General features: G+C 61.6%; 17 protein-coding genes. 10 read left to right on the top strand and 7 right to left on the bottom strand.

Annotated elements, in window-relative coordinates; all coding sequences use genetic code 11:
- The first annotated feature begins 7 nt into the window (after positions 1-7).
- Positions 8-418 carry a hydroxyisourate hydrolase gene (uraH, locus tag ACPJXG_RS00745; RefSeq protein ID WP_425253099.1) on the top strand — a complete coding sequence of 137 codons (411 nt, stop codon included), beginning with the start codon at positions 8-10 and terminating at the stop codon, positions 416-418.
- A gap of 12 nt (positions 419-430) precedes the next feature.
- Here uraH and ACPJXG_RS00740 read toward each other — a convergent pair whose 3' ends face one another.
- The gene (locus ACPJXG_RS00740; RefSeq protein WP_425253098.1) at positions 431-1,129 is read right to left on the bottom strand and encodes a glutathione binding-like protein; all 699 of its coding nucleotides are present in this window, start codon (positions 1,127-1,129) and stop codon (positions 431-433) included.
- Positions 1,130-1,318: 189 nt separating this feature from the next.
- Here ACPJXG_RS00740 and ACPJXG_RS00735 point away from each other — a divergent pair, with 189 nt between their 5' ends.
- Positions 1,319-1,744: a hypothetical protein gene (locus ACPJXG_RS00735; protein WP_176389429.1), complete on the top strand. Its 426-nt coding sequence runs from the start codon at positions 1,319-1,321 to the stop codon at positions 1,742-1,744.
- A 4-nt stretch (positions 1,745-1,748) separates the two neighbouring features.
- Here ACPJXG_RS00735 and ACPJXG_RS00730 read toward each other — a convergent pair whose 3' ends face one another.
- Positions 1,749-3,395, bottom strand: coding sequence for a methyl-accepting chemotaxis protein (locus ACPJXG_RS00730; RefSeq protein ID WP_219312121.1), 1,647 nt, complete (start codon positions 3,393-3,395; stop codon positions 1,749-1,751).
- A gap of 313 nt (positions 3,396-3,708) precedes the next feature.
- On the opposite strand from ACPJXG_RS00730, the gene ACPJXG_RS00725 reads away from it, so the two are divergent.
- On the top strand, positions 3,709-4,074 hold the full coding sequence (locus ACPJXG_RS00725) for a hypothetical protein (RefSeq protein ID WP_071075066.1): 366 nt from the start codon (positions 3,709-3,711) through the stop codon (positions 4,072-4,074).
- Here ACPJXG_RS00725 and ACPJXG_RS00720 read toward each other — a convergent pair.
- Positions 4,068-4,490, bottom strand: a complete 423-nt coding sequence (locus ACPJXG_RS00720; protein WP_425253097.1) for a hypothetical protein — start codon at positions 4,488-4,490, stop codon at positions 4,068-4,070. The two genes, ACPJXG_RS00725 and ACPJXG_RS00720, sit on opposite strands and share 7 nt — an antisense overlap.
- A gap of 194 nt (positions 4,491-4,684) precedes the next feature.
- Between ACPJXG_RS00720 and ACPJXG_RS00715 the strand changes: the two genes are divergently transcribed.
- Entirely contained in the window at positions 4,685-5,503 is an 819-nt protein-coding gene (locus ACPJXG_RS00715; RefSeq protein WP_423221871.1) for an AraC family transcriptional regulator, read from the top strand.
- Positions 5,504-5,548: 45 nt separating this feature from the next.
- On the opposite strand, the gene folE is transcribed toward ACPJXG_RS00715, so the two are convergent.
- Positions 5,549-6,115, bottom strand: a complete 567-nt coding sequence (gene folE, locus ACPJXG_RS00710) for a GTP cyclohydrolase I FolE (RefSeq protein ID WP_035822985.1) — start codon at positions 6,113-6,115, stop codon at positions 5,549-5,551.
- Between the two features lie 74 nt (positions 6,116-6,189).
- Entirely contained in the window at positions 6,190-7,026 is an 837-nt protein-coding gene (gene nudC, locus ACPJXG_RS00705) for an NAD(+) diphosphatase (protein ID WP_425253096.1), read from the bottom strand.
- 291 nt (positions 7,027-7,317) lie between these two features.
- On the opposite strand from nudC, the gene ACPJXG_RS00700 reads away from it, so the two are divergent.
- The 5 genes from ACPJXG_RS00700 (at position 7,318) to ACPJXG_RS00680 (ending at position 15,824) form a co-directional block, all read left to right on the top strand.
- Positions 7,318-9,660, top strand: coding sequence for a catecholate siderophore receptor Fiu (locus tag ACPJXG_RS00700; RefSeq protein ID WP_425253095.1), 2,343 nt, complete (start codon positions 7,318-7,320; stop codon positions 9,658-9,660).
- Positions 9,661-10,045: 385 nt separating this feature from the next.
- Entirely contained in the window at positions 10,046-11,359 is a 1,314-nt protein-coding gene (locus tag ACPJXG_RS00695) for a dicarboxylate/amino acid:cation symporter (RefSeq protein ID WP_035822991.1), read from the top strand.
- 108 nt (positions 11,360-11,467) lie between these two features.
- Entirely contained in the window at positions 11,468-12,460 is a 993-nt protein-coding gene (locus tag ACPJXG_RS00690) for a porin (protein ID WP_051959190.1), read from the top strand.
- Between the two features lie 120 nt (positions 12,461-12,580).
- Entirely contained in the window at positions 12,581-14,488 is a 1,908-nt protein-coding gene (locus tag ACPJXG_RS00685) for a sensor histidine kinase (protein WP_035822993.1), read from the top strand.
- The gene (locus tag ACPJXG_RS00680) at positions 14,481-15,824 is read left to right on the top strand and encodes a sigma-54-dependent transcriptional regulator (RefSeq protein ID WP_035822995.1); all 1,344 of its coding nucleotides are present in this window, start codon (positions 14,481-14,483) and stop codon (positions 15,822-15,824) included. Before ACPJXG_RS00685 ends, ACPJXG_RS00680 begins: the two co-directional genes overlap by 8 nt.
- Here ACPJXG_RS00680 and ACPJXG_RS00675 read toward each other — a convergent pair whose 3' ends face one another.
- The gene (locus ACPJXG_RS00675) at positions 15,825-16,562 is read right to left on the bottom strand and encodes a metallophosphoesterase family protein (RefSeq protein ID WP_425253094.1); all 738 of its coding nucleotides are present in this window, start codon (positions 16,560-16,562) and stop codon (positions 15,825-15,827) included.
- 225 nt (positions 16,563-16,787) lie between these two features.
- On the opposite strand from ACPJXG_RS00675, the gene ACPJXG_RS00670 reads away from it, so the two are divergent.
- Positions 16,788-17,636 carry a MipA/OmpV family protein gene (locus ACPJXG_RS00670; RefSeq protein WP_051959192.1) on the top strand — a complete coding sequence of 283 codons (849 nt, stop codon included), beginning with the start codon at positions 16,788-16,790 and terminating at the stop codon, positions 17,634-17,636.
- Positions 17,637-17,642: 6 nt separating this feature from the next.
- On the opposite strand, the gene ACPJXG_RS00665 is transcribed toward ACPJXG_RS00670, so the two are convergent.
- A complete protein-coding gene (locus ACPJXG_RS00665; RefSeq protein WP_425253093.1) occupies positions 17,643-18,152 on the bottom strand; it encodes a GNAT family N-acetyltransferase in 510 nt (169 codons plus the stop codon).
- Positions 18,153-18,222: the final 70 nt, after the last annotated feature.

Below are 18,222 nucleotides of genomic sequence, written 5' to 3'. Positions count from 1 at the left end.
CGCAACGATGACCTATTTGAAAAAAATCACTGCCGCCCTGGCCTTCGCCAGCCTGTCCGGCATGGCCCTGGCCGCCGCCAATCCCTTGAGCGTGCACATCCTCGACTTGCAGAGCGGACAGCCGACGGCGGGCGTGACGGTGACCCTGGAGCAAAAGCAGGGCGACGGTTGGCAACAACTGGGCAGCGCCGTGACGAATGCGCAGGGGCGCATCGCGGCCATGTATCCGGTGGATGCGCCCATGCAGGCGGGCGACTACCGCATCGTGTTCAAGACAGGCGAGCACTATGCCCGCCTGAAACAGGAAACTTTTTTCCCGGAAATTCCCGTGCAATTCCACGTGGAAAAGACTGACCAGCACTATCACATCCCGCTGCTGCTCAGCCCTTTCGGTTTTTCCACGTACCGGGGAAATTAAGTTTAAACAATGTCAGCCGAGCGTCTTCGCCGTCTGCCCGAACAGCACGCTTTTCGCGTCGCCGCTGACGGTCGGCTGCACATTGATTTCCGCCGCCCGCGCATATGCGCGCACGGTGGCGGGACGGGCAGCGATGGCGGCGAACCAGCGCGCCAGGTGCGGGAAATCTTCCAGTTTCTGGCGCTGGCGCTCGTGCGGCACGATCCACGGGTAGATCGCCATGTCCGCGATGGAATAGCTGTCGCCGGCCACGAATGCGCGGTCCGCCAGGCGCTTGTTCAGTACGCCATATAGCCGGTTCGTTTCGTTGACGTAGCGCGTGATCGCATAGTCGATCGGTTCGGGCGCGTATTGCACGAAATGGTGGTTTTGCCCTGCCATGGGGCCGAGGCCGCCCATTTGCCAGAACAGCCATTGCATGACTTCGGCACGTCCCCGCACATCTTCCGGCAAGAATTGTCCGCTTTTCTCGGCCAGGTATTGCAAAATCGCGCCCGACTCGAACAGGGACAGCGGCGCGCCGCCATCTTCCGGCGCCTGGTCGACGATGGCGGGGATGCGGTTGTTGGGCGCGATGGCAAGAAACTCGGGCTTGAATTGCTCGCCCTTGCCGATATGCACGGGAATGAGCTTGTAGGGGATGCCCGCTTCTTCCAGGAACATCGTCACTTTGTGCCCGTTGGGCGTGGTCCAGTAATACAGGTCGATCATCGTGGTCTTTCCAGGTAGATAAGTAGGGGCAGGCGCACTTGGCATAACTATTGTCGCGCCGCAACTGATATGCATGGATATAATGCCACGTAAGCGAAAAACAAGACGGCGCCCAGGCAGCGCAAGCGCCCACTCTCGCCGCAAGAATTGAACGCCGCCATTCCCGAGAACCATCAACGAAAGCCGACCATGCGCAAACTCCTGATCGTCACGCTGTCCGTCCTGCTGTCAGGCTGTGTCCAGGACTTCGCCATCTACATGTTCGATGGGCAAGACCATTCCCTGACCGTGCGCCGCCAGCAACGTTATTTTTGGCAAGATACCGTGGAAGTGCAGCTGATGGCGACGAATCTGCCGCAATGCCAGCGCCTGCATACCCTGTCGACGGATGCGCCAGCCGACATCACCGTCGAGCTGTTTGCGGCCGGCGATGGCCTGTGGAATATCCGCATGGGCAAGCAGTTGTGGCAGGCAGAAACGAATACCTGCAATGAACTGACGGAAATGGAAAACGACCCGAAAGCCGACCTGGGCCAGCCGGTCGGGCAATACGTGGTCGTTGATGACAAGCTGGAATTCGAACCGGCGCCGCCAGCGGCAGCGCCAGCCCAGTAAAACCTTAGCGCGCCGCCAGGCTGCGCAGCGGCTTTTTCGCCACGGCGCGCGGTGCGCCAGCCGAAGTGGCCGCCAGGCGCGGCGATGTTCCCGGCTCTTGCGCCGACAGTTTGAAGCGCGCCACCAGTTGCGCCAGCACGGCCGCCTGGTCCTGCATGCTCGACGCCGCTGCCGCCGCCTCTTCCACCAGTGCCGCATTTTGCTGCGTCACGCTATCCATTTCCGTGATCGCCTGGTTGACGTGGCCGATGCCCGTGCTTTGCTCGTGCGAGGCGGCGGTGATGTCGGCCATGATGTCGGTCACGCGCGAGACGGAAGCGACCACCTGATCCATGGTCGTGCCCGCCTGTGCGACCAAGGTGCTGCCGGCCGCGATGCTGTCGACGGAAGCGCCGATCAGTTCCTTGATTTCCTTCGCCGCACCCGCCGAGCGCTGTGCCAGATTGCGCACCTCGCTGGCCACGACGGCAAAGCCGCGTCCCTGTTCGCCGGCGCGCGCCGCTTCCACGGCCGCGTTCAAGGCCAGGATATTCGTCTGGAAGGCGATGCCATCGATGACGCCGATGATGTCGACGATCTTGCGCGACGAGGCGTTGATGGTGTCCATGGTGCCGATCACTTGCGCCACCACGGCGCCGCCCTGGCGGGCCACGGCGGAAGCGGACTGCGCCAGTTCATTCGCCTGCACGGCGTTGCCCGCGTTTTGCGTCACGGTCGAGGTCAATTCCTCCATCGAGGCGGCCGTTTCTTCCAGCGAACTGGCTTGCATTTCCGTGCGTGCCGACAAGTCCATATTGCCGCTGGCAATCTCGCTCGATGCCGTGGCAATCGTCTCGGCGCTGTGGCGGATTTCGCTGATCGCATCGACCAGGTTGGTTTGCATGGTTTTCATCGCGTACAGCACGCTGTGACGGTCGTTGGCATGCGTGCGCACGACGCCGCTCAAATCGTTATTCGCGATCTTTTCCGCCACATCGGCCGCATACTCGGGATCGCCGCCCAGCGCATGGCGCAAGCTGCGGTTGATCACCACGACGACGCCCGCCAGCAGGCCGCACACCAGCACCAGCACGCCCAGCGAGGTCAGCAGCGACTGGCGGAAGGCCGCGTCGATATCGTCCATGTACACGCCAGTCACGATGGTCCAGCTCCATGGCTTGTAGGCCACCACGCGGCTCATCTTTGGTTCGGGGGTCTTCTGGCCGGGACGGGGGAAATAATAGTGGACGAAGCCCTTGCCCGCATCGGTCTTGCCGACGGCAACGATATCGCGGTACAGATAGGTGCCGTTGGCATCTTTAAAGTCCGACATGTTCTTGCCATCCGTTTGCGGCGCGGCGGGATTCATCACGACGACAGCGTCGAGGTTGATGATGGACAAATAACCGGTCTCGCCGAAACGCATGCTCTTGATGACGGCCGTGGCCTGCTTCTGCGCTTCTTCCTTCGTCAGGGCGCCGCTGGCGGCCAGGTCGCCGAACATCTTGACGGCGCCCAGGCCCAGGTCGGCGGCATTGCTCAGGTCGGCGCTGCGCTCTTCGATGCGGATCTTGCGCACTTCCAGGGCGTTATAGACAAAAATAACGGTGATGCACAACAGGCTGCAAATCAGGGGAATCCATAACTTCTGCTGGAACGTCAATTTCTTCATGCTGTGTCTCCAACTCTCTATTGTGCGGCGAAGGGGTGTGGCCCGCTTCCTGCCCGGCTGGCCAGGAATGCGGCGGCGACGGTGCTCTGGCGGCACCGTTCAGACGACTCCAGCATACGCTCGAACGACCGATATTTACAATGCCGGGAAGCAATGATTTTTGCCCGGTGTTGTTAATGCGTTGCGACAATTGATGAGAATTGATGCTGCATTGCAGTAAAAAAGCCTGCAGATAGGGGCGGCAAGGCAGGCGGGGGTGGCGTGCCTGTGTCAAAATGCACGCCATATACTTGATGAATCACGAAAGCACAGCATGACCAAGAATGAAGCCATGAAACGCATCAACGACCGCCTGGGCAAACCCACCCTGACGGACAAGAACACGCATTTTGCCAGCGTCGCCAGCTATGGCACGGACGAAGGCTGGTGGCTGAAGATCCCCTTCCTGACCTTCAAGCAGGAATTGCATTTCATTCTCAACAATGAGAAAACAAAAAGCTTCCAGCACCTGAAAATCGGCGCCAACCAGATCCTCAGCCCCGGCATGCGGTTCCGCAGCACGGGCGGCGCGGCCGACGCCTTCATGTCGGCCTCGGCACCGAAACGCCTGGTCGACTTGCTCGACGGCGGCAGCAAGTACAACTTTACAAAACACTTCGTCAACGACTACCGCTACTGATGCGCGGCCGTGCCGCCGTCGGCTGGCGGCAGCCACGCCTTGATCAGGTGTTGCGCGATGTCGAGCGCGTCGTCGCGGCTGGTGCCGAAATGCAGGGGATAACCCCAGAACTTGCCGAACATCACGGCAAAGGCCTTGCCGGCCAGGCGCTTGGCGGCGCTCGGTTCAACCAGCACCATGCCCTGGATATACGCGCGGATGGCCGCCTTGTTCTGCTTCATCCAGAGTGACGCCCGCTTGCGCTCTTCCTGCGGGTGTTCATGCCCGTCCTCGTCAAAACCTTCCTCGCTGAGAATGACAAACGCTTGGCGGCGCGCCAGCAGCGCGTCAAACTGGGCAAACAGAATATCGGGCTGGACAGGCACTGCCTCGCGGCGCATCCAGACGAGGGGGAAATTGGATAGATCAAGCTGCATAATGATGACTCCTTCAAGGGGTTGCCGTTCCTCCTTACCTTCATCAGAACACTGGCGGCGGCGGTTGCCGTTGAAGCGGGGCTGCGGATCAGCACACGATACCGATGGCGCGGCCGGACGTCATTGCATAAAATAGCCACAATATTATTCAATCCAGCCAAAGCCTCCCCATGCCCCATCTATTGCAGCCCAGCATGCTCACCACCGAGCTGGGCCTGGACGCCACCGCGTCACTCATGGATTTCGACATCGATGGCGTGTTGCGTCCGCTGCTGGCCGTGGGCCTGGCCAGCGTGCCCGAGGAGGCGGAGCAGGCGCCGCACCAGCACCGCAAGGGGCAGTTGCTGTATGCCACGCGCGGCGTGATGCATTGCAAGGTGGAAAGCGGTGTGTGGATCGTGCCGCCCCAGTGCGCCGTGTGGATACCGGGCGGCCTGATGCATTCGGCGCAGGGCGTGGGCGAAGCGGAGTGCTATTGCCTGTTTGTCGAGCCAGCCATGGCGCCGGCCTTGCCCGCCGTTTGCTGCACCGTGGCCGTTTCGCCGTTGCTGCGCGAACTGATCGCCAAGGCGGCCGGCTTTCCCACCCTGGCCGCGCTGCAGGGCGCGCAGGAACGCCTGGTGCTTACCCTGCTCGATGAATTGGCGGCCGCGCCCGTGGAAGACTTGCATTTGCCGATGCCGCGCGATGCGCGTTTGCGCCGCCTGGCCGCGCTGCTGCTGGCGCAGCCCGCCGATAAAAGCACCCTGGCCGAATGGGCCAGCCGTATCGGCATGAGCGAGCGCAGCATGACCCGCCAGTCACTGGAGGAAATGGGCATGAGCGTGGGCCGCTGGCGCCGGCAATTGCACGTCATCCTGGCCTTGCAACGGCTGGCGCAAGGGCGCAGCGTGAAAGCGGTGGCGCTGGAACTCGGTTATGAAAACACCAGTGGTTTTGTCACCATGTTCCGCAAGGCCGTGGGCAAGCCGCCGGCGCGCTACTTGGCGGAGCGGGAGTCCGGAAGAATATAAAAAAAGGCGGCATATGCCGCCTTCGTCCCGCATCGTCGCCGAAGATCAGACTTCGCGCGCCAGCGCCAGAAATTCCGTGCGCAGCGCCAGGTTCGGCTGCATCTCGCCCAGCATGGCCGAGGTGATGGTTTCTTCGCCCGGCGTGCGGATGCCGCGGCTTTCCATGCACAGGTGGCGGCAGCGTACGACCACGCCAACCGATTTCGGTTCCAGCACTTCCATCAGGGCATTGGCGATCTGCATCGTCATGCGTTCCTGCACTTGCAGACGCTTGGAGAAGCAATCGACGAGGCGCGTCAGTTTCGACAGGCCGACGATCTTGCCGTTGGGCACATAACCGATGGTGGCCTTGCCGAAGAACGGCGCCAGATGGTGTTCGCAATGGCTGTAGACGGGGATGCCGCGCACGACGATCAGCTCGTTGTACTGTTCCGCGCCATCTTCGAAGGCTTTCAGCAAGTCCACCGGGTCCTGGCCATAGCCGGACGTCCAGTGCTTCCACGCCTTGGCCACGCGCGCCGGCGTTTCCAGCAAGCCAGGACGCTGCGGGTCTTCGCCAAAGCTGCTGATCAGCCGGCGCCAGTCGTTTTCGGAGAATTCTTCTTGAGACATGCTACACCACCCTAAAATTTTCAATTGCCGCCAGTATATAGAAAATGCGGCAAGCTGCCCGAGCAGCTCCTGCTTTACGACACTGCCGGCGGACGGTGCGCGCCCACCAGCAGCGCGGAAATCGACACGCTCGAACTCGCTTCCGGCCACACATCGCCGGGGCCGAACCAGCGCGCCTCGGCGATCTCGTTTTCATCGAGACGAATCTCGCCATCGAGGTAATCGGCCGTAAACGCGATCATCAGCGAATGGGGAAATGGCCAGGACTGGCTCATGAAGTACTGCAAGTTATGCACGCGCAAACCCACCTCTTCCATCACTTCGCGGTGCACGGCTTCCTCGATCGATTCGCCCGCCTCCAGGAAACCGGCCAGCGGACTGAAGCGCTGCGACGGCGAGTGCTTGTGCATGGCCAGCAGCACCTGTTCGCCCTTGCGGATGAGCACCATCATGGCGGGCGAAATACGCGGATACGCGAGCATGCCGCAGGCGGCGCAGGTGAAGCAGCGTTCGCCGCGCGTGCGCTGCATGGGCGTGGCGCACACGCCGCAATGGCGGTGCGTGCGCGCCCACTCGGCCAACTGCACGGCGCGGCTGGCCAGGCCCAGGAACGCGTCGTCGACGGCATTGAACAACGAACGCATGCCGTGCCAGGCCAGGCCGGCGCCCGGCGGCAACTCTTCGTCGGTCCAGACCGTCTGGCAATAGCGGCCCTGCCACAGGCCCACAGGCTGTGCGCGGCTCAGGTCGATATCGAGCGCGGCCGCCTCGGCGGCGGTGGGCAGGGTCAATTCGGGCGTGCGCAGCAATAAACGTCCGCGGTGAAAGACAAACGTCAGCGTCTGCTCGGTGGACGGGGCCGGTTCGGGCGCATCGATCAGGGGGACAAAGGCATCGGGAGTCTGCAGCATGCTTGGCGGAATTTGTAAAGGTTGCTCATCATACTCCCGCTGGCGGAGCCTTGCGCGCATAGCAGCGGCCGGGGCGCAAAGCAAGCATTCATGCACCATGACAGTGTTTTTTTTGCGGCACACCCATTCCGTTGCGTAAACGATACTGATAACGATTCTCATTTACGAAATAACGCCCATTTATTACAATACGGTCTTCCGTCTCCATCGCCAGCCACTTGCCCGCGTGCCCAAGCACAGCGGCGCAGAGCCAGCCAGGAACCACTACCCTGACCTTATCGAGAGAGCAAGATGGCAATCAAGAGCCGCAAACACGCCCCAACCCGTTTCAACCAGCACATCGGCGCCGCCCTGGCCGTGATGCTGCTGCCCGTCGCCGCCCAGGCGGCCGACCCGGCCGGTCAAAGTGCCCCGGCATCGCAGCAAATGCTGAACGAAGTCAAGGTCGTGGGTTCCAAGGAAAACGACTTCAAGGCCGAAAAAGCCTCGTCGCCGAAATACACGGAAGAGCTGGTCAATACGCCGCAAACCATCGTCGTGATCAAGAAGGAATTGATCGAACAGCAAGGCGCGCTGACCCTGACGGAAGCGCTGCGCAACACGCCAGGCGTCGGTACCTTCTTCCTCGGTGAAAACGGCAACACGAACACGGGCGACGCCGTCTACATGCGCGGTTTCGATTCGTCCGGCAGCATCTATGTCGATGGCGTGCGCGACGTGGGCTCCATCTCGCGCGACGTCTTCAACATCGAACAGATCGACGTATTGAAGGGCCCGGCGGGCACCGACAGCGGCCGCGGTTCGCCGACCGGCTCGATCAATCTGGTCAGCAAGACGGCCACCATGGAAAACAAATTCAATTCGCTGCTGACGGCGGGCAGCGGCAAGCAGAAACGCGCCACGGCCGACTGGAACCGCGTCCTCGACAGCGATACCGGCACGGCTTTGCGCCTGAACCTGATGACGCAGGACAGCGGCAACGCGGCGCGCGATGAAGTCAAGAACAAGCGCTGGGCCTTCGCGCCCACCGTCACCTTCGGCATCGGCAAGCCAACGCGCATCACGGCCAGCTACCTGCACGTGGATCAAAACAACGTGCCCGACGGCGGCGTGCCGACCATCGGCTTGCCAGGCTACTCGACGCCGGACGTCGCCACGAAGGATAAGCCGATCATCCGCAGCTACCTGAACAGCGCCGCCAGGGTCGATCCGAAGAATTTCTACGGTTCCACCTCGGACTACGACAAGATCAAGGCCGACATGGGCACCTTGCGCATCGACCATGATTTCTCGTCCAACGTGCAGCTCCAGAACACCACGCGCTACGGCAAGACCCAGCAGGACTACCTGCTGACGGCCTTCATGGGCAGCGCCGGCAACCTGAATACGGAGACGAACGGGGTGATGCGAGACCCTTCGACCTGGACCCTGGCGCGCTCGCTGCGCACCGTGAAGGACCAGGAAAACACGATCCTGACCAACCAGACCGTGGTCAGCGCACAATTCGACACGGGCGTGCTGAAGCACTCCCTGGTGGCAGGCGCCGAGTTCACCAGCGAAAAACAGACCAACTACAGCTATGTGCCAGCCAGCCTGGGCACCTTGCCGGATGCCAATCTGTACAATCCGAATCCGCGCGACACCGTCACCGGCCACAATCCCGTGCGCAGCGGCGCCTTCACGGAAGGCGAAGTCAACACGCAAAGCCTGTATGTGTTCGACACCATCAAGTTCGGCGACAAGTGGATCTTCAACGGCGGCGTGCGCTTCGACCATTTCAACACCACGTATGACGCCGTCGCCCTGCAAGCGGCCGTGGGCAAAGATCAGGTACAAAAACTGCCGGTCGGCACGCCGATTCCTACCCATTTGACCCTGAGCGACACCCTGGCCAACGGCAAGATCTCGGCCATGTACAAGCCGACGCCGGACAGCAGCGTGTACGCCTTGCTGGCCACGTCGAAAGCGCCGCCAGGCACCAATTTTGCCCTGAGCACCGCCGCCAACAGCGCGCAAAACCTGAACTATGACCCGCAGGAAACCATCACCAAGGAAATCGGCACCAAGTGGGACTTCCTGAAGCAAAAACTGTCGCTGTCGGCCGCCGTCTACCAGACCACCGTCAAGAATGAAGTGGAGCAAGATCCGGTGATCTCGACCATTTATTACCAGACCGGCAAGAAGCGCGTGCAAGGCCTGGAACTGGGCGTGGTGGGCGAGATCATGCCGAACTGGCTGGTCAGCGCCGGCTATACGCGTATGAATACCAAGGTCGAGTCGAACAAGGTCTTCACGGCCAGCGGCGACAAGAACCTCACCTACACGCCAAAGCAGGCGTTCACCAGCTGGACTTCGTACACCCTGCCATTCGGCCTGAAGATCGGCGGCGGCGCGCGTTACGTGGGTGAAATGCTGCGCGGCACCGATGGCGCCGTCGGCACGCCGGCCCGCGTGGATGCCTACTGGGTCTTCGACGCCATGGCAACCTATACCGTCAACAAGAACCTCGACTTGCAGCTGAATGCCTACAACCTGGCCGACAAGACCTATGTGGCCGCCATCAACAAATCCGGCTACCGCTACACCCCAAGCCAGCCGCGTTCGTTCAGCCTGACGGCGAATATCAAGTTCTGAAATCAATAGCATAGAAACTGCGCCACATCGGGCCCCTCTTCGGAGGGGCTTTTTTATTGTCCTGATAATCTTGCCTTTTTGGGTCTACCGCCACCCCGCCGCGACTAGCGTATGAAAAGTCATACAGCGATGCGCTTGCGCGTCCAATATTTCGCGCAAGCGTGCAAAGTTGCAACATCCTAGCAACAAAAAATCGACCTTAAATCAACAACTTAAGAAGTTATGTAGCAAATTCCAATTTCAGGCATATCCTTTGCTATGTACAGGTTTTGCTGCAAATAATCGCTGGCACGCAAGGGCTTGTTTTTGAGAAATATTGACTCCAAGCTTGAGTTGCTCGCTATCAATAATCCGCTCACAGCGGCGTTTCACCGGAGGAGTCAAAATGAAAAAGAAACGGCCATTAACCCTGTACATCCTGATTGCCATGATCCTCGGCATTGCCGTGGGCTATGGATGCAACACCGCCTTCCCTGATGCCAAGCTCAGCGCTCAAATCGCTGGCAATATTTCCATCGTCACCGACGTCTTCCTGCGCCTGATCAAGATGATCATTGCGCTGCTGGTGTTCTCCACCCTGACGGTCGGCATCGCCCACATGGGCGACGGCAAGACGGCTGGCCGCATCGGCCTGAAAGCCATGTGCTGGTTCGTCGTCGCCTCGCTCGTTTCGCTGGCGCTGGGCATGGTGCTGTCGAATCTGATGCAACTGGGCACCAATCTGGGCTTGCCATTGCCGGACGTCCACGCGTCGACGAATCTGAAAACGGCCGCCTTCACCTTGAAAGATTTCTTCACGCACCTGGTGCCGAAGTCGCCGATCGAGGCCATGGCCAACAATGAAATCCTGCAAGTGCTGGTGTTCTCGATCTTCTTCGGCGGCGCACTGGCCGGCCTGGGCGAATCGGGCAAGACCCTGACGGCCGTCGTCGACCAGCTGGCACAAGTCATGCTGCGCATCACCGGCACCATCATGAACCTGGCCCCGCTGGCCGTGTTCGCCGCGATGGCTTCCGTCATCACCACCCACGGCCTGGGCGTGCTGGTCACGTTTGCCAAGTTCATGGGCGGCTTCTACGTCGGCCTGCTGTGCCTGTGGGCCCTGCTGATCGGCGCCGGCTTCGTCGTCATCGGCCCGCGCATCTTCAAACTCGTCGGCCTGATCCGCGAACCGTTCCTGCTGGCATTCTCGACGGCCAGCTCGGAAGCGGCGTATCCAAAACTGCTGACGGCGCTCGACCAGTTCGGCGTGGACCGCAAGATTTCCAGCTTCGTGTTGCCGATGGGCTACTCCTTCAACCTCGATGGTTCGATGATGTACTGCACCTTCGCCGTGCTGTTCATCGCGCAGGCCTACGGCATCGACCTGTCGATCGGCACGCAGATCACCATGCTGCTGCTGCTGATGCTGACCTCGAAAGGCATGGCCGGCGTGCCGCGCGCCTCGCTGGTGGTGATTGCCGCTACCCTGAACCAGTTCAATATTCCGGAAGCCGGCTTGCTGCTGCTGATGGGCGTCGACCAATTCCTCGACATGGGCCGTTCGGCCACCAACGCGGTCGGCAATGCCGTCGCCACGGCCGTCGTCGCCAAGTGGGAAGGTGGCCTGGCCACCGAGGAAGAAGCCGCGGCGGCCAACGCGGCCAGCCAGAACACGGAAAGCCATTGGGGCGAAGCGGATCACGCTAGCAAAGCCTGATAGCGCCATGGCCCGCCACAAGCGGGCCATTTATTTGTTGTCGATGTTGAGTAACAAGCAGTCAGGTAGTGCGATCAGTAGTCATTCCAACTTATTAGAGAGATTTTCATGAAAAAAGTCCTGTTTACCCTGCTGACCCTCGGCGCAGCCTCCACCGGCGCCATGGCCCAATCGAGCGTGACCATGTATGGCGTGGCTGACGCCGGCCTGGTGTTCGACAAGGATGCGGCTGGAGACCGCCTGAACCGCGTCGCCTCCGGCGTCGCCTCGGGCTCGCGCATCGGCTTCAAAGGCAAGGAAGACCTCGGTGCTGGCCTGGCCGCCATTTTCGTGCTGGAAAGCGGTTTCAATATCGATACCGGCACCTCGGGCCAGGGCGGCCGGCTGTTCGGCCGCCAGGCGTACGTGGGCCTGACCGGCAGCGCCGGCGCCGTCACGCTGGGCCGCCAATATACGCCGTACTACCTGGCCCTGCGCGACGTGGCCGATCCGTTTGTCATCGGCCTGGCCGGCACGGCGTCGAACATTATGGCGACGAATTACCGCATCGACAACATGGTGCAATACAGCACGCCGACCTGGAGCAAGCTGTCGGCCGACCTGGCGTATGGCTTTGGCGAAGTGGCCGGCGACAATGCGAAAAACCGCAGCATGGGCGGCGCCGTGCATTACATCGACGGTCCGCTGAACGTGACCCTGACGCACCACCGCCAGGAAAATGCGCTGGCGACCCAGCAAACGCGCAACACCCTGCTGGCCACGCGCTACGACTTTGGCGTGCTGCAAGGTAACTTCGGCTACGCCGACAACCGCGCCCTCGACGACAGCAAGAGCAATGACATCCTCGTCGGCTTCAGCGCCCCGTTCGGCGCCACCAAGCTGGTCGCGTCGTACATCCGCCACAACGACAAGAGCAATGCCAACCGTGACGCCCAGCAGTGGGCCATCGGCGCCTTCTATGCGCTGTCCAAGCGCAGCGACCTGTACACAGGTTACGGCCACATCAGCAACAAGAACGGCGCTACCTACAAGGTTGGCAATGCCACCGACGATGGCACCGGTAACAGCGGTTTCAACTTGGGCATGCGCCATACGTTCTAAGGACTTTGAACTGTCCGGGACATAAAGCGTGAGCCGCCGGATGCATATCCGGCGGCTTTTTCTTTTTACGCAATATTTAAATGCGATACTGTGGGTTCTTGCAAGTTGGCAGCTGATTTTATGAATAGCAGTAGTAAACCCTCCCTTTCCTGGCGCCAGCGCCTGTCGCAACGGTCGGGCCGCGAAACGCTGGCCTGGGGCGTCGTGCTGGCCGCCTGCCTGGCCACCGTCTGGCTCGTGTATTTCTGGACTGAACGCATCGCCATCGGCAAGCTGCAGGCCAGCGGCGCGCAACGCCTCGAGGTGTATGTCAGCAGCCTGGAAAATGCGCTGGAAAAATACGACTTCCTGCCCAAGACCCTGGAGCTGAACCGCGACGTGATCCGTTTGCTGCAGCACCCGGAAGACCCGGTGCTGGTCGATACGGTCAACCATTACCTCGAGCAGATGAATGCCCAGGCGAAATCCTCGACCATTTTCATCAGCAACCTCGACGGCAACACGCGGGCCGCCAGCAACTGGCAGCAGCCCGACAGCTTTATTGGCGACAATATCTCGTTCCGCCCCTACGCCCAGGACGCGCTGCGCGGCACGCCGGGCCGCTTCTATGGCGTGGGCACGACGCGGCTGGAACCCGGTTACTTCTTTGCCCACGGCATCTACCAAAATGGCCACATGCTGGGCCTGGCAACGGTGAAGGTGAATCTGGAAACCCTGGAAAAACGCTGGGTGCAGGGCGCCGACAAAGTCATGCTGGCCGACGAGCACGGCGTGATTTTTCTCAGCTCCATGGCGGACTGGAAATACAAGACCCTGGCGCCGCTGTCGCCGGCGATCGTCGAGGAACTCAACCGCACGCGCCAGTACTATTCGAAGCAGCTGGCCGCCATCCCCTTCGTTTCCGACCGCCAACTGGGCAATGGCGCCCGCGTAATCAGCGTGCGCGAGCAGGAACATGCCGACGCGCCACCGAAGATCAGTTCCAGCGTCATGACGCAGATCAAGCTGAAATCGCCGCAAGGCTGGACTTTCATTTATTTGTCCGACCTGGCGCAAGCCAAGGCCAGCGCGCGCGCGGCGGCCGCCTTCTCTTGCGTGCTGCTGGGCTTTTTCATGCTGCTGTTCTTTTACCTGCGCCAGCGCCGCGCGGCCGTGGCGCAAAAATTGCGCGCCCGCGAAGACTTGCAACACGCCTACGACAACCTGGAAGCCATGGTCGAGGAGCGCACCTCGGAACTCAATGCCATGACGCAAAGCCTGAGCCAGGAAATCGAGGTGCGCAGCAAGGCCGAGCAGAAACTCCACATCACGCAAAATGAACTGTTTCAAGCCGGCAAAATGGCCGTGCTGGGGCAAATGTCGGCCAGCATCACGCATGAGCTGAACCAGCCGCTGACGGCGCTGCGCACCATGTCCGACAATGCCGTCATCCTGCTGGAACGGGGCCGGCTCGACGACGCGCGGCGCAACCTGGCGAAGATCTCGCAAATTGCGGCCAGGATGGGGACCATTACGGGTCAATTGAAGATTTTTGCGCGCAAATCGACGACCAGCCTGACCTCCGTCTCGATCCCCACGGCGATCAGCAATGCGCTGTTCCTCGTCGAGCGCCGGCTGCAGGTGGAAAGTGTGCGTTTTACTTTGCAACTGCCGCCCGAAGACATCTTCGCCATGTGCGAAAGCAACCGCCTCGAGCAGGTGCTGGTGAACCTGTACGCGAACGCGCTCGACGCCATGAACGGCAGCGACGTGCGCAGCCTGCGTGTGGCCGTCGAATGCACGCCCGAGCACGTGCTGATCCACGTGGCCGACACGGGGCCGGGCCTGTCGACGGAGGTGTATGAACACCTGTTCGAACCGTTCTTCACGACCAAGCCGCAGGGTCTGGGCCTGGGCCTGGGACTGGCCATTTCCGAACAGATCACGCGCCAGTTCGGCGGCGTGCTGCGCGCCGAGAACGCCCCTGGCGGCGGCGCCATCTTCACCATCGAACTACAGATTGCAACGCAGGAGGAAAAACATGTTTGACGGCTTGAAGGTCTTGCTGGTCGAGGACGACCCCACCGTACGCGAAGGCAGCGAGCAGGCACTGCAGCTGGCCGGCCTGGACGTGCTGGCGTTTCACTCGGCCGAGCTGGCCTATAAACTGCTGACGCCCGATTTTCCCGGCATCGTCGTCAGCGACGTGCGTCTGCCCGGCATGAGCGGCCTGGAATTGCTGCAAGCGGTCAAGACGCTCGATGCCAACCTGCCCGTGATCCTCGTCACGGGCCACGGCGACATCACGATGGCCGTGCACGCCATGCGCACGGGCGCCTATGATTTCATCGAAAAGCCGTATTCTTCCGAGCAACTGGTCGACGTCATCCTGCGCGCGCTGGAAACGCGCCGTCTGACCCTGGAAGTGCACAGCCTGCGCCGCCAGCTGGAAGACGGCGGCGGCATCGAATCGCGCCTATTGGGAAATTCCGTGGCGATGCGCGACATACGGCGCTTGATCCTCGACGTTGCCGACGAACCGGCCGACGTGCTGATCTACGGCGACACGGGCACGGGCAAGGAAATGGTGGCGCGCTGCCTGCACGACTTCAGCCACCGCCGCAAGCACAACTTCGTCGCCGTCAACTGCGGCGCGATTCCCGAAAGCATTTTTGAAAGCGAAGTCTTCGGCCACGAACCGGGCGCGTTTACAGGCGCGGCCAAGCGGCAGGTGGGCAAGATCGAGCACGCGGATCAAGGCACTTTTTTCCTCGACGAAATCGAATCGCTGCCCCTGTCCCTGCAAGTCAAATTGCTGCGCGTGCTACAGGAACGCTATATCGAACGCCTCGGCTCGAACGTGCCCACGCCCGTCGATGTGCGCGTCATCGCGGCGGCCAAGCTGGACCTGGAAGACTTGTCGCAGCAGCAGAAATTCCGCAGCGACCTGTACTACCGTTTGAATTTGATCGTGCTGCATTTGCCGCCCTTGCGCGAACGGCGCGAAGACATTCCCATCCTGTTCGAGCACTTCGTGCTGGCCGCGGCCGCCCGCTACAACCGCGCCGCGCCCGTGGTCTCCAGCGCGCAGATGCGCAACCTGATGGCCCATTCCTGGCCCGGCAATGTGCGCGAATTGCGCAACATCGCCGACCGCTTCGTGCTGGGCATCGCCGGCGGCGCCTCGAGCCTGCTGGCGGCCGGACTGGCCAGCCCCCTGTCGCTGGCGGAACAGGTCAACGGCTTCGAACGCGCGCTGATCGAGCAGGAACTGCGCGCATATTCCGGCAACGTCAGCGAAGTGAGCGCGGTGCTCGGTTTGCCGAAACAGACCTTGTATCACAAGATGCAGAAGTACAACCTGGTGGCCGAAGAGTTCCGCTAATCAACCAACCCGGCCCGTGCGCAAAGGCGTGACCCAGTCGGGCCGCCCGTTCGCCAGCGCCAGCCGGGCCGCTTTTTCCCAGTCATATTCCACGGCGTGCAGCTGCGCCGTCCAGGCGCCATCGCTTCCCTGTTCGGCGATGGCATAGCGCGCATGCGGCGTGCCGTTTTCCATCACGTGCGGATAACCATGGTCGTCGTCGTAGGCTTGCAAGCCCACGCTGCCCGGATTGACGATCAGCCGCCCATCGGCCAGACGCACCTGGCGCGGCATGTGCGTGTGGCCGCACAGGATCAAGGCCGCGTCGGCCGAACCGGCCCGTTCGGCCACCTCTTGCGGAGTGGCGGCACGGCTGCCTTGCGGCGTGACGCTGTCGAGAAAATACACGAGGTCGCTGCTGGGCGTGCCATGCACGAGCAGCACGTCATGCCGCAGGCGCAAGGTGGCGGGCAGCGCCGCGATCCAGGCTAGTTGCTCCGGCAACAGTTGCGCGCGCGCATAGGCGTCCGAGACGCCCATGCGGGCCGGGTCGCCCAGCAGCTGGCGCTCGTGGTTGCCGCGGATGGTGGGCAGGCCGAGCCCCATCAGGCGCGCCGCCGTGGCGCGCGGTTGCAGATGGCCCGAGACGATATCGCCGAGGTTGACGGTCACGTCCACGCCACGCGGGGCGATGTCGGCCAGCACGGCGTTCAGCGCGTCCAGGTTGCCGTGGATATCGGATATGGCGGCGATTCTCATGCGGTGTCTCCTCCTCTTGCGCACCATTTTGCCCGCGTTCCCCATCGCAGGCAATGTCGGCATGTACCAGCCGTTACACGCGGTAGGACAAATCCGACGGTAATTTGCGCCGTGCGGCTACGTGATTGAAATGTAACAGTTGCTACCATTTCCTCATCGCACTGTTGCCCAGCGTTGGTCGCCCAAGCGTTGCGACAGTTTTCACTTTATTTTGAGGAGTTGCCCATGTCTGCCATGTCCGTGTCCACCCGCCTGTCCCCACCACGCCCGCACCACCTCGCCTTGCGCGGCGCCATGATGCTGGGTGTGCTGGGTATTGCCACGGCGGCCGCCACGGCGCGGGCCGAGCCATCGCCGGCACTGGACCGTGTCAGTCTGTCGGTGGGGGCGTTTTCCGCCGATCCGCGCATCAATATCGGCGCCGACACGCAGTTTGGCCGCATCGATGCGCCCGAATCGAATCCCAAACATACGACCATTCCGCGCATCAAGGCCGAATTGCTGATCGGCGACCGCCATGGCCTGGCGTTCGACTACTACCGCTATGACAAATCCTATACCCCCACGCTCAGCGGCCAGACCACCATCAATGGCCAGCCCGTGACGGGCACGGCCAGCGCAGATGCCGATCTGAAACTGGACCTGGCCAAGATGTCGTACCGGTGGTGGCTGGGCAGCGGCAACGACACTTTCGGCATCGGCCTGGGTGCGGCCTATTACAATGCAAACCTGAACGGCACGGCCACCGGCATCGTCAATGGCGAGACGGCCACGGCGCGCGATTCCATCGGCGAGCACGCGTTCGCGCCGCTGCTGGAAGTGGGCTGGCGCCATGCCTTCACACCGGACTTGCGCATGTATGCGGAAGCATCGGGCATCAAGAAAAATGGCGGGCGCATCAACGGCCACATCTACGGCGGCAATATCGGCGTGGAATGGTTTCCGTTCAAGAACATCGGCTTCGTGGCCGATTACGGCATCTCGAAAATCAAGCTGCACCGCGACAGCGAACGCGATGCGGACTTGAACGTGCGCCTGACGGGACCGTCAGCGTATGTGAAAGTGCGCTTCTAAAAGCGCTCAGGCCGCCGGTTTCAGCAAGGTCAGCTGGAACTGCGGCAAGGCCGGATCGTCGTACGCCTCGACACGGGCAAACGGCAGGCGCGCAAACGCCTGCCGCCAGAACGCGCAGGCTGCGGCATCGTCGCGAAACGTCGCCACCAGCCACGTCTGCGCGCTACCGAGCAGCACACGCCGCAGCACTTCCAGCGCCACGCCCCTGCGCCGGTATTTCTTCAGGATGAAAAAGTCGCTGAATTCCTGCACCGGCAACCCACCCGCCATGCCAGGCTCCGTCAGGAAAAAACCGGCCAGCTCGCCATCGACCTCGATCCAGCTGGCCGTGTGGCCGGTGGCATGCAGATACGACGCCAGCCCCGCATCGCACACGTCGTAGCGGCCATCGGCCAGCACGCTTTCTGCGCTCCAGGCGGAATTGTCATAACAGTACAGTTGAAACAGCTGCGCCAATGCCGCCTCTTCGCCCGGGGCAATGGCGCGCAAAGTCATGTTTACTGGCATTGCAGGCATATCCCCATCCTTTCCGCACCATGGCGTCACTGAAGCGGGCGAGTGGAGCACTGCGTCACTCATCCCCGCC

This window comes from Janthinobacterium sp. NFX145 (assembly GCF_049810325.1).
GTDB classification, from domain to species: domain Bacteria; phylum Pseudomonadota; class Gammaproteobacteria; order Burkholderiales; family Burkholderiaceae_D; genus Janthinobacterium; species Janthinobacterium rivuli.
The sequence above is the reverse complement of the archived record's forward strand: the minus strand, read 5'-3'. Positions and strand labels throughout refer to the sequence as shown.

Coding starts and splice junctions, on each gene's coding strand:
- uraH (WP_425253099.1), top strand. CDS start 8: ATGACCTATTTGAAAAAAATCACTGCCGCCCTGGCCTTCGCCAGCCTG.
- ACPJXG_RS00740 (WP_425253098.1), bottom strand. CDS start 1,129: ATGATCGACCTGTATTACTGGACCACGCCCAACGGGCACAAAGTGACG.
- ACPJXG_RS00735 (WP_176389429.1), top strand. CDS start 1,319: ATGCGCAAACTCCTGATCGTCACGCTGTCCGTCCTGCTGTCAGGCTGT.
- ACPJXG_RS00730 (WP_219312121.1), bottom strand. CDS start 3,395: ATGAAGAAATTGACGTTCCAGCAGAAGTTATGGATTCCCCTGATTTGC.
- ACPJXG_RS00725 (WP_071075066.1), top strand. CDS start 3,709: ATGACCAAGAATGAAGCCATGAAACGCATCAACGACCGCCTGGGCAAA.
- ACPJXG_RS00720 (WP_425253097.1), bottom strand. CDS start 4,490: ATGCAGCTTGATCTATCCAATTTCCCCCTCGTCTGGATGCGCCGCGAG.
- ACPJXG_RS00715 (WP_423221871.1), top strand. CDS start 4,685: ATGCTCACCACCGAGCTGGGCCTGGACGCCACCGCGTCACTCATGGAT.
- folE (WP_035822985.1), bottom strand. CDS start 6,115: ATGTCTCAAGAAGAATTCTCCGAAAACGACTGGCGCCGGCTGATCAGC.
- nudC (WP_425253096.1), bottom strand. CDS start 7,026: ATGCTGCAGACTCCCGATGCCTTTGTCCCCCTGATCGATGCGCCCGAA.
- ACPJXG_RS00700 (WP_425253095.1), top strand. CDS start 7,318: ATGGCAATCAAGAGCCGCAAACACGCCCCAACCCGTTTCAACCAGCAC.
- ACPJXG_RS00695 (WP_035822991.1), top strand. CDS start 10,046: ATGAAAAAGAAACGGCCATTAACCCTGTACATCCTGATTGCCATGATC.
- ACPJXG_RS00690 (WP_051959190.1), top strand. CDS start 11,468: ATGAAAAAAGTCCTGTTTACCCTGCTGACCCTCGGCGCAGCCTCCACC.
- ACPJXG_RS00685 (WP_035822993.1), top strand. CDS start 12,581: ATGAATAGCAGTAGTAAACCCTCCCTTTCCTGGCGCCAGCGCCTGTCG.
- ACPJXG_RS00680 (WP_035822995.1), top strand. CDS start 14,481: ATGTTTGACGGCTTGAAGGTCTTGCTGGTCGAGGACGACCCCACCGTA.
- ACPJXG_RS00675 (WP_425253094.1), bottom strand. CDS start 16,562: ATGAGAATCGCCGCCATATCCGATATCCACGGCAACCTGGACGCGCTG.
- ACPJXG_RS00670 (WP_051959192.1), top strand. CDS start 16,788: ATGTCTGCCATGTCCGTGTCCACCCGCCTGTCCCCACCACGCCCGCAC.
- ACPJXG_RS00665 (WP_425253093.1), bottom strand. CDS start 18,152: ATGCCTGCAATGCCAGTAAACATGACTTTGCGCGCCATTGCCCCGGGC.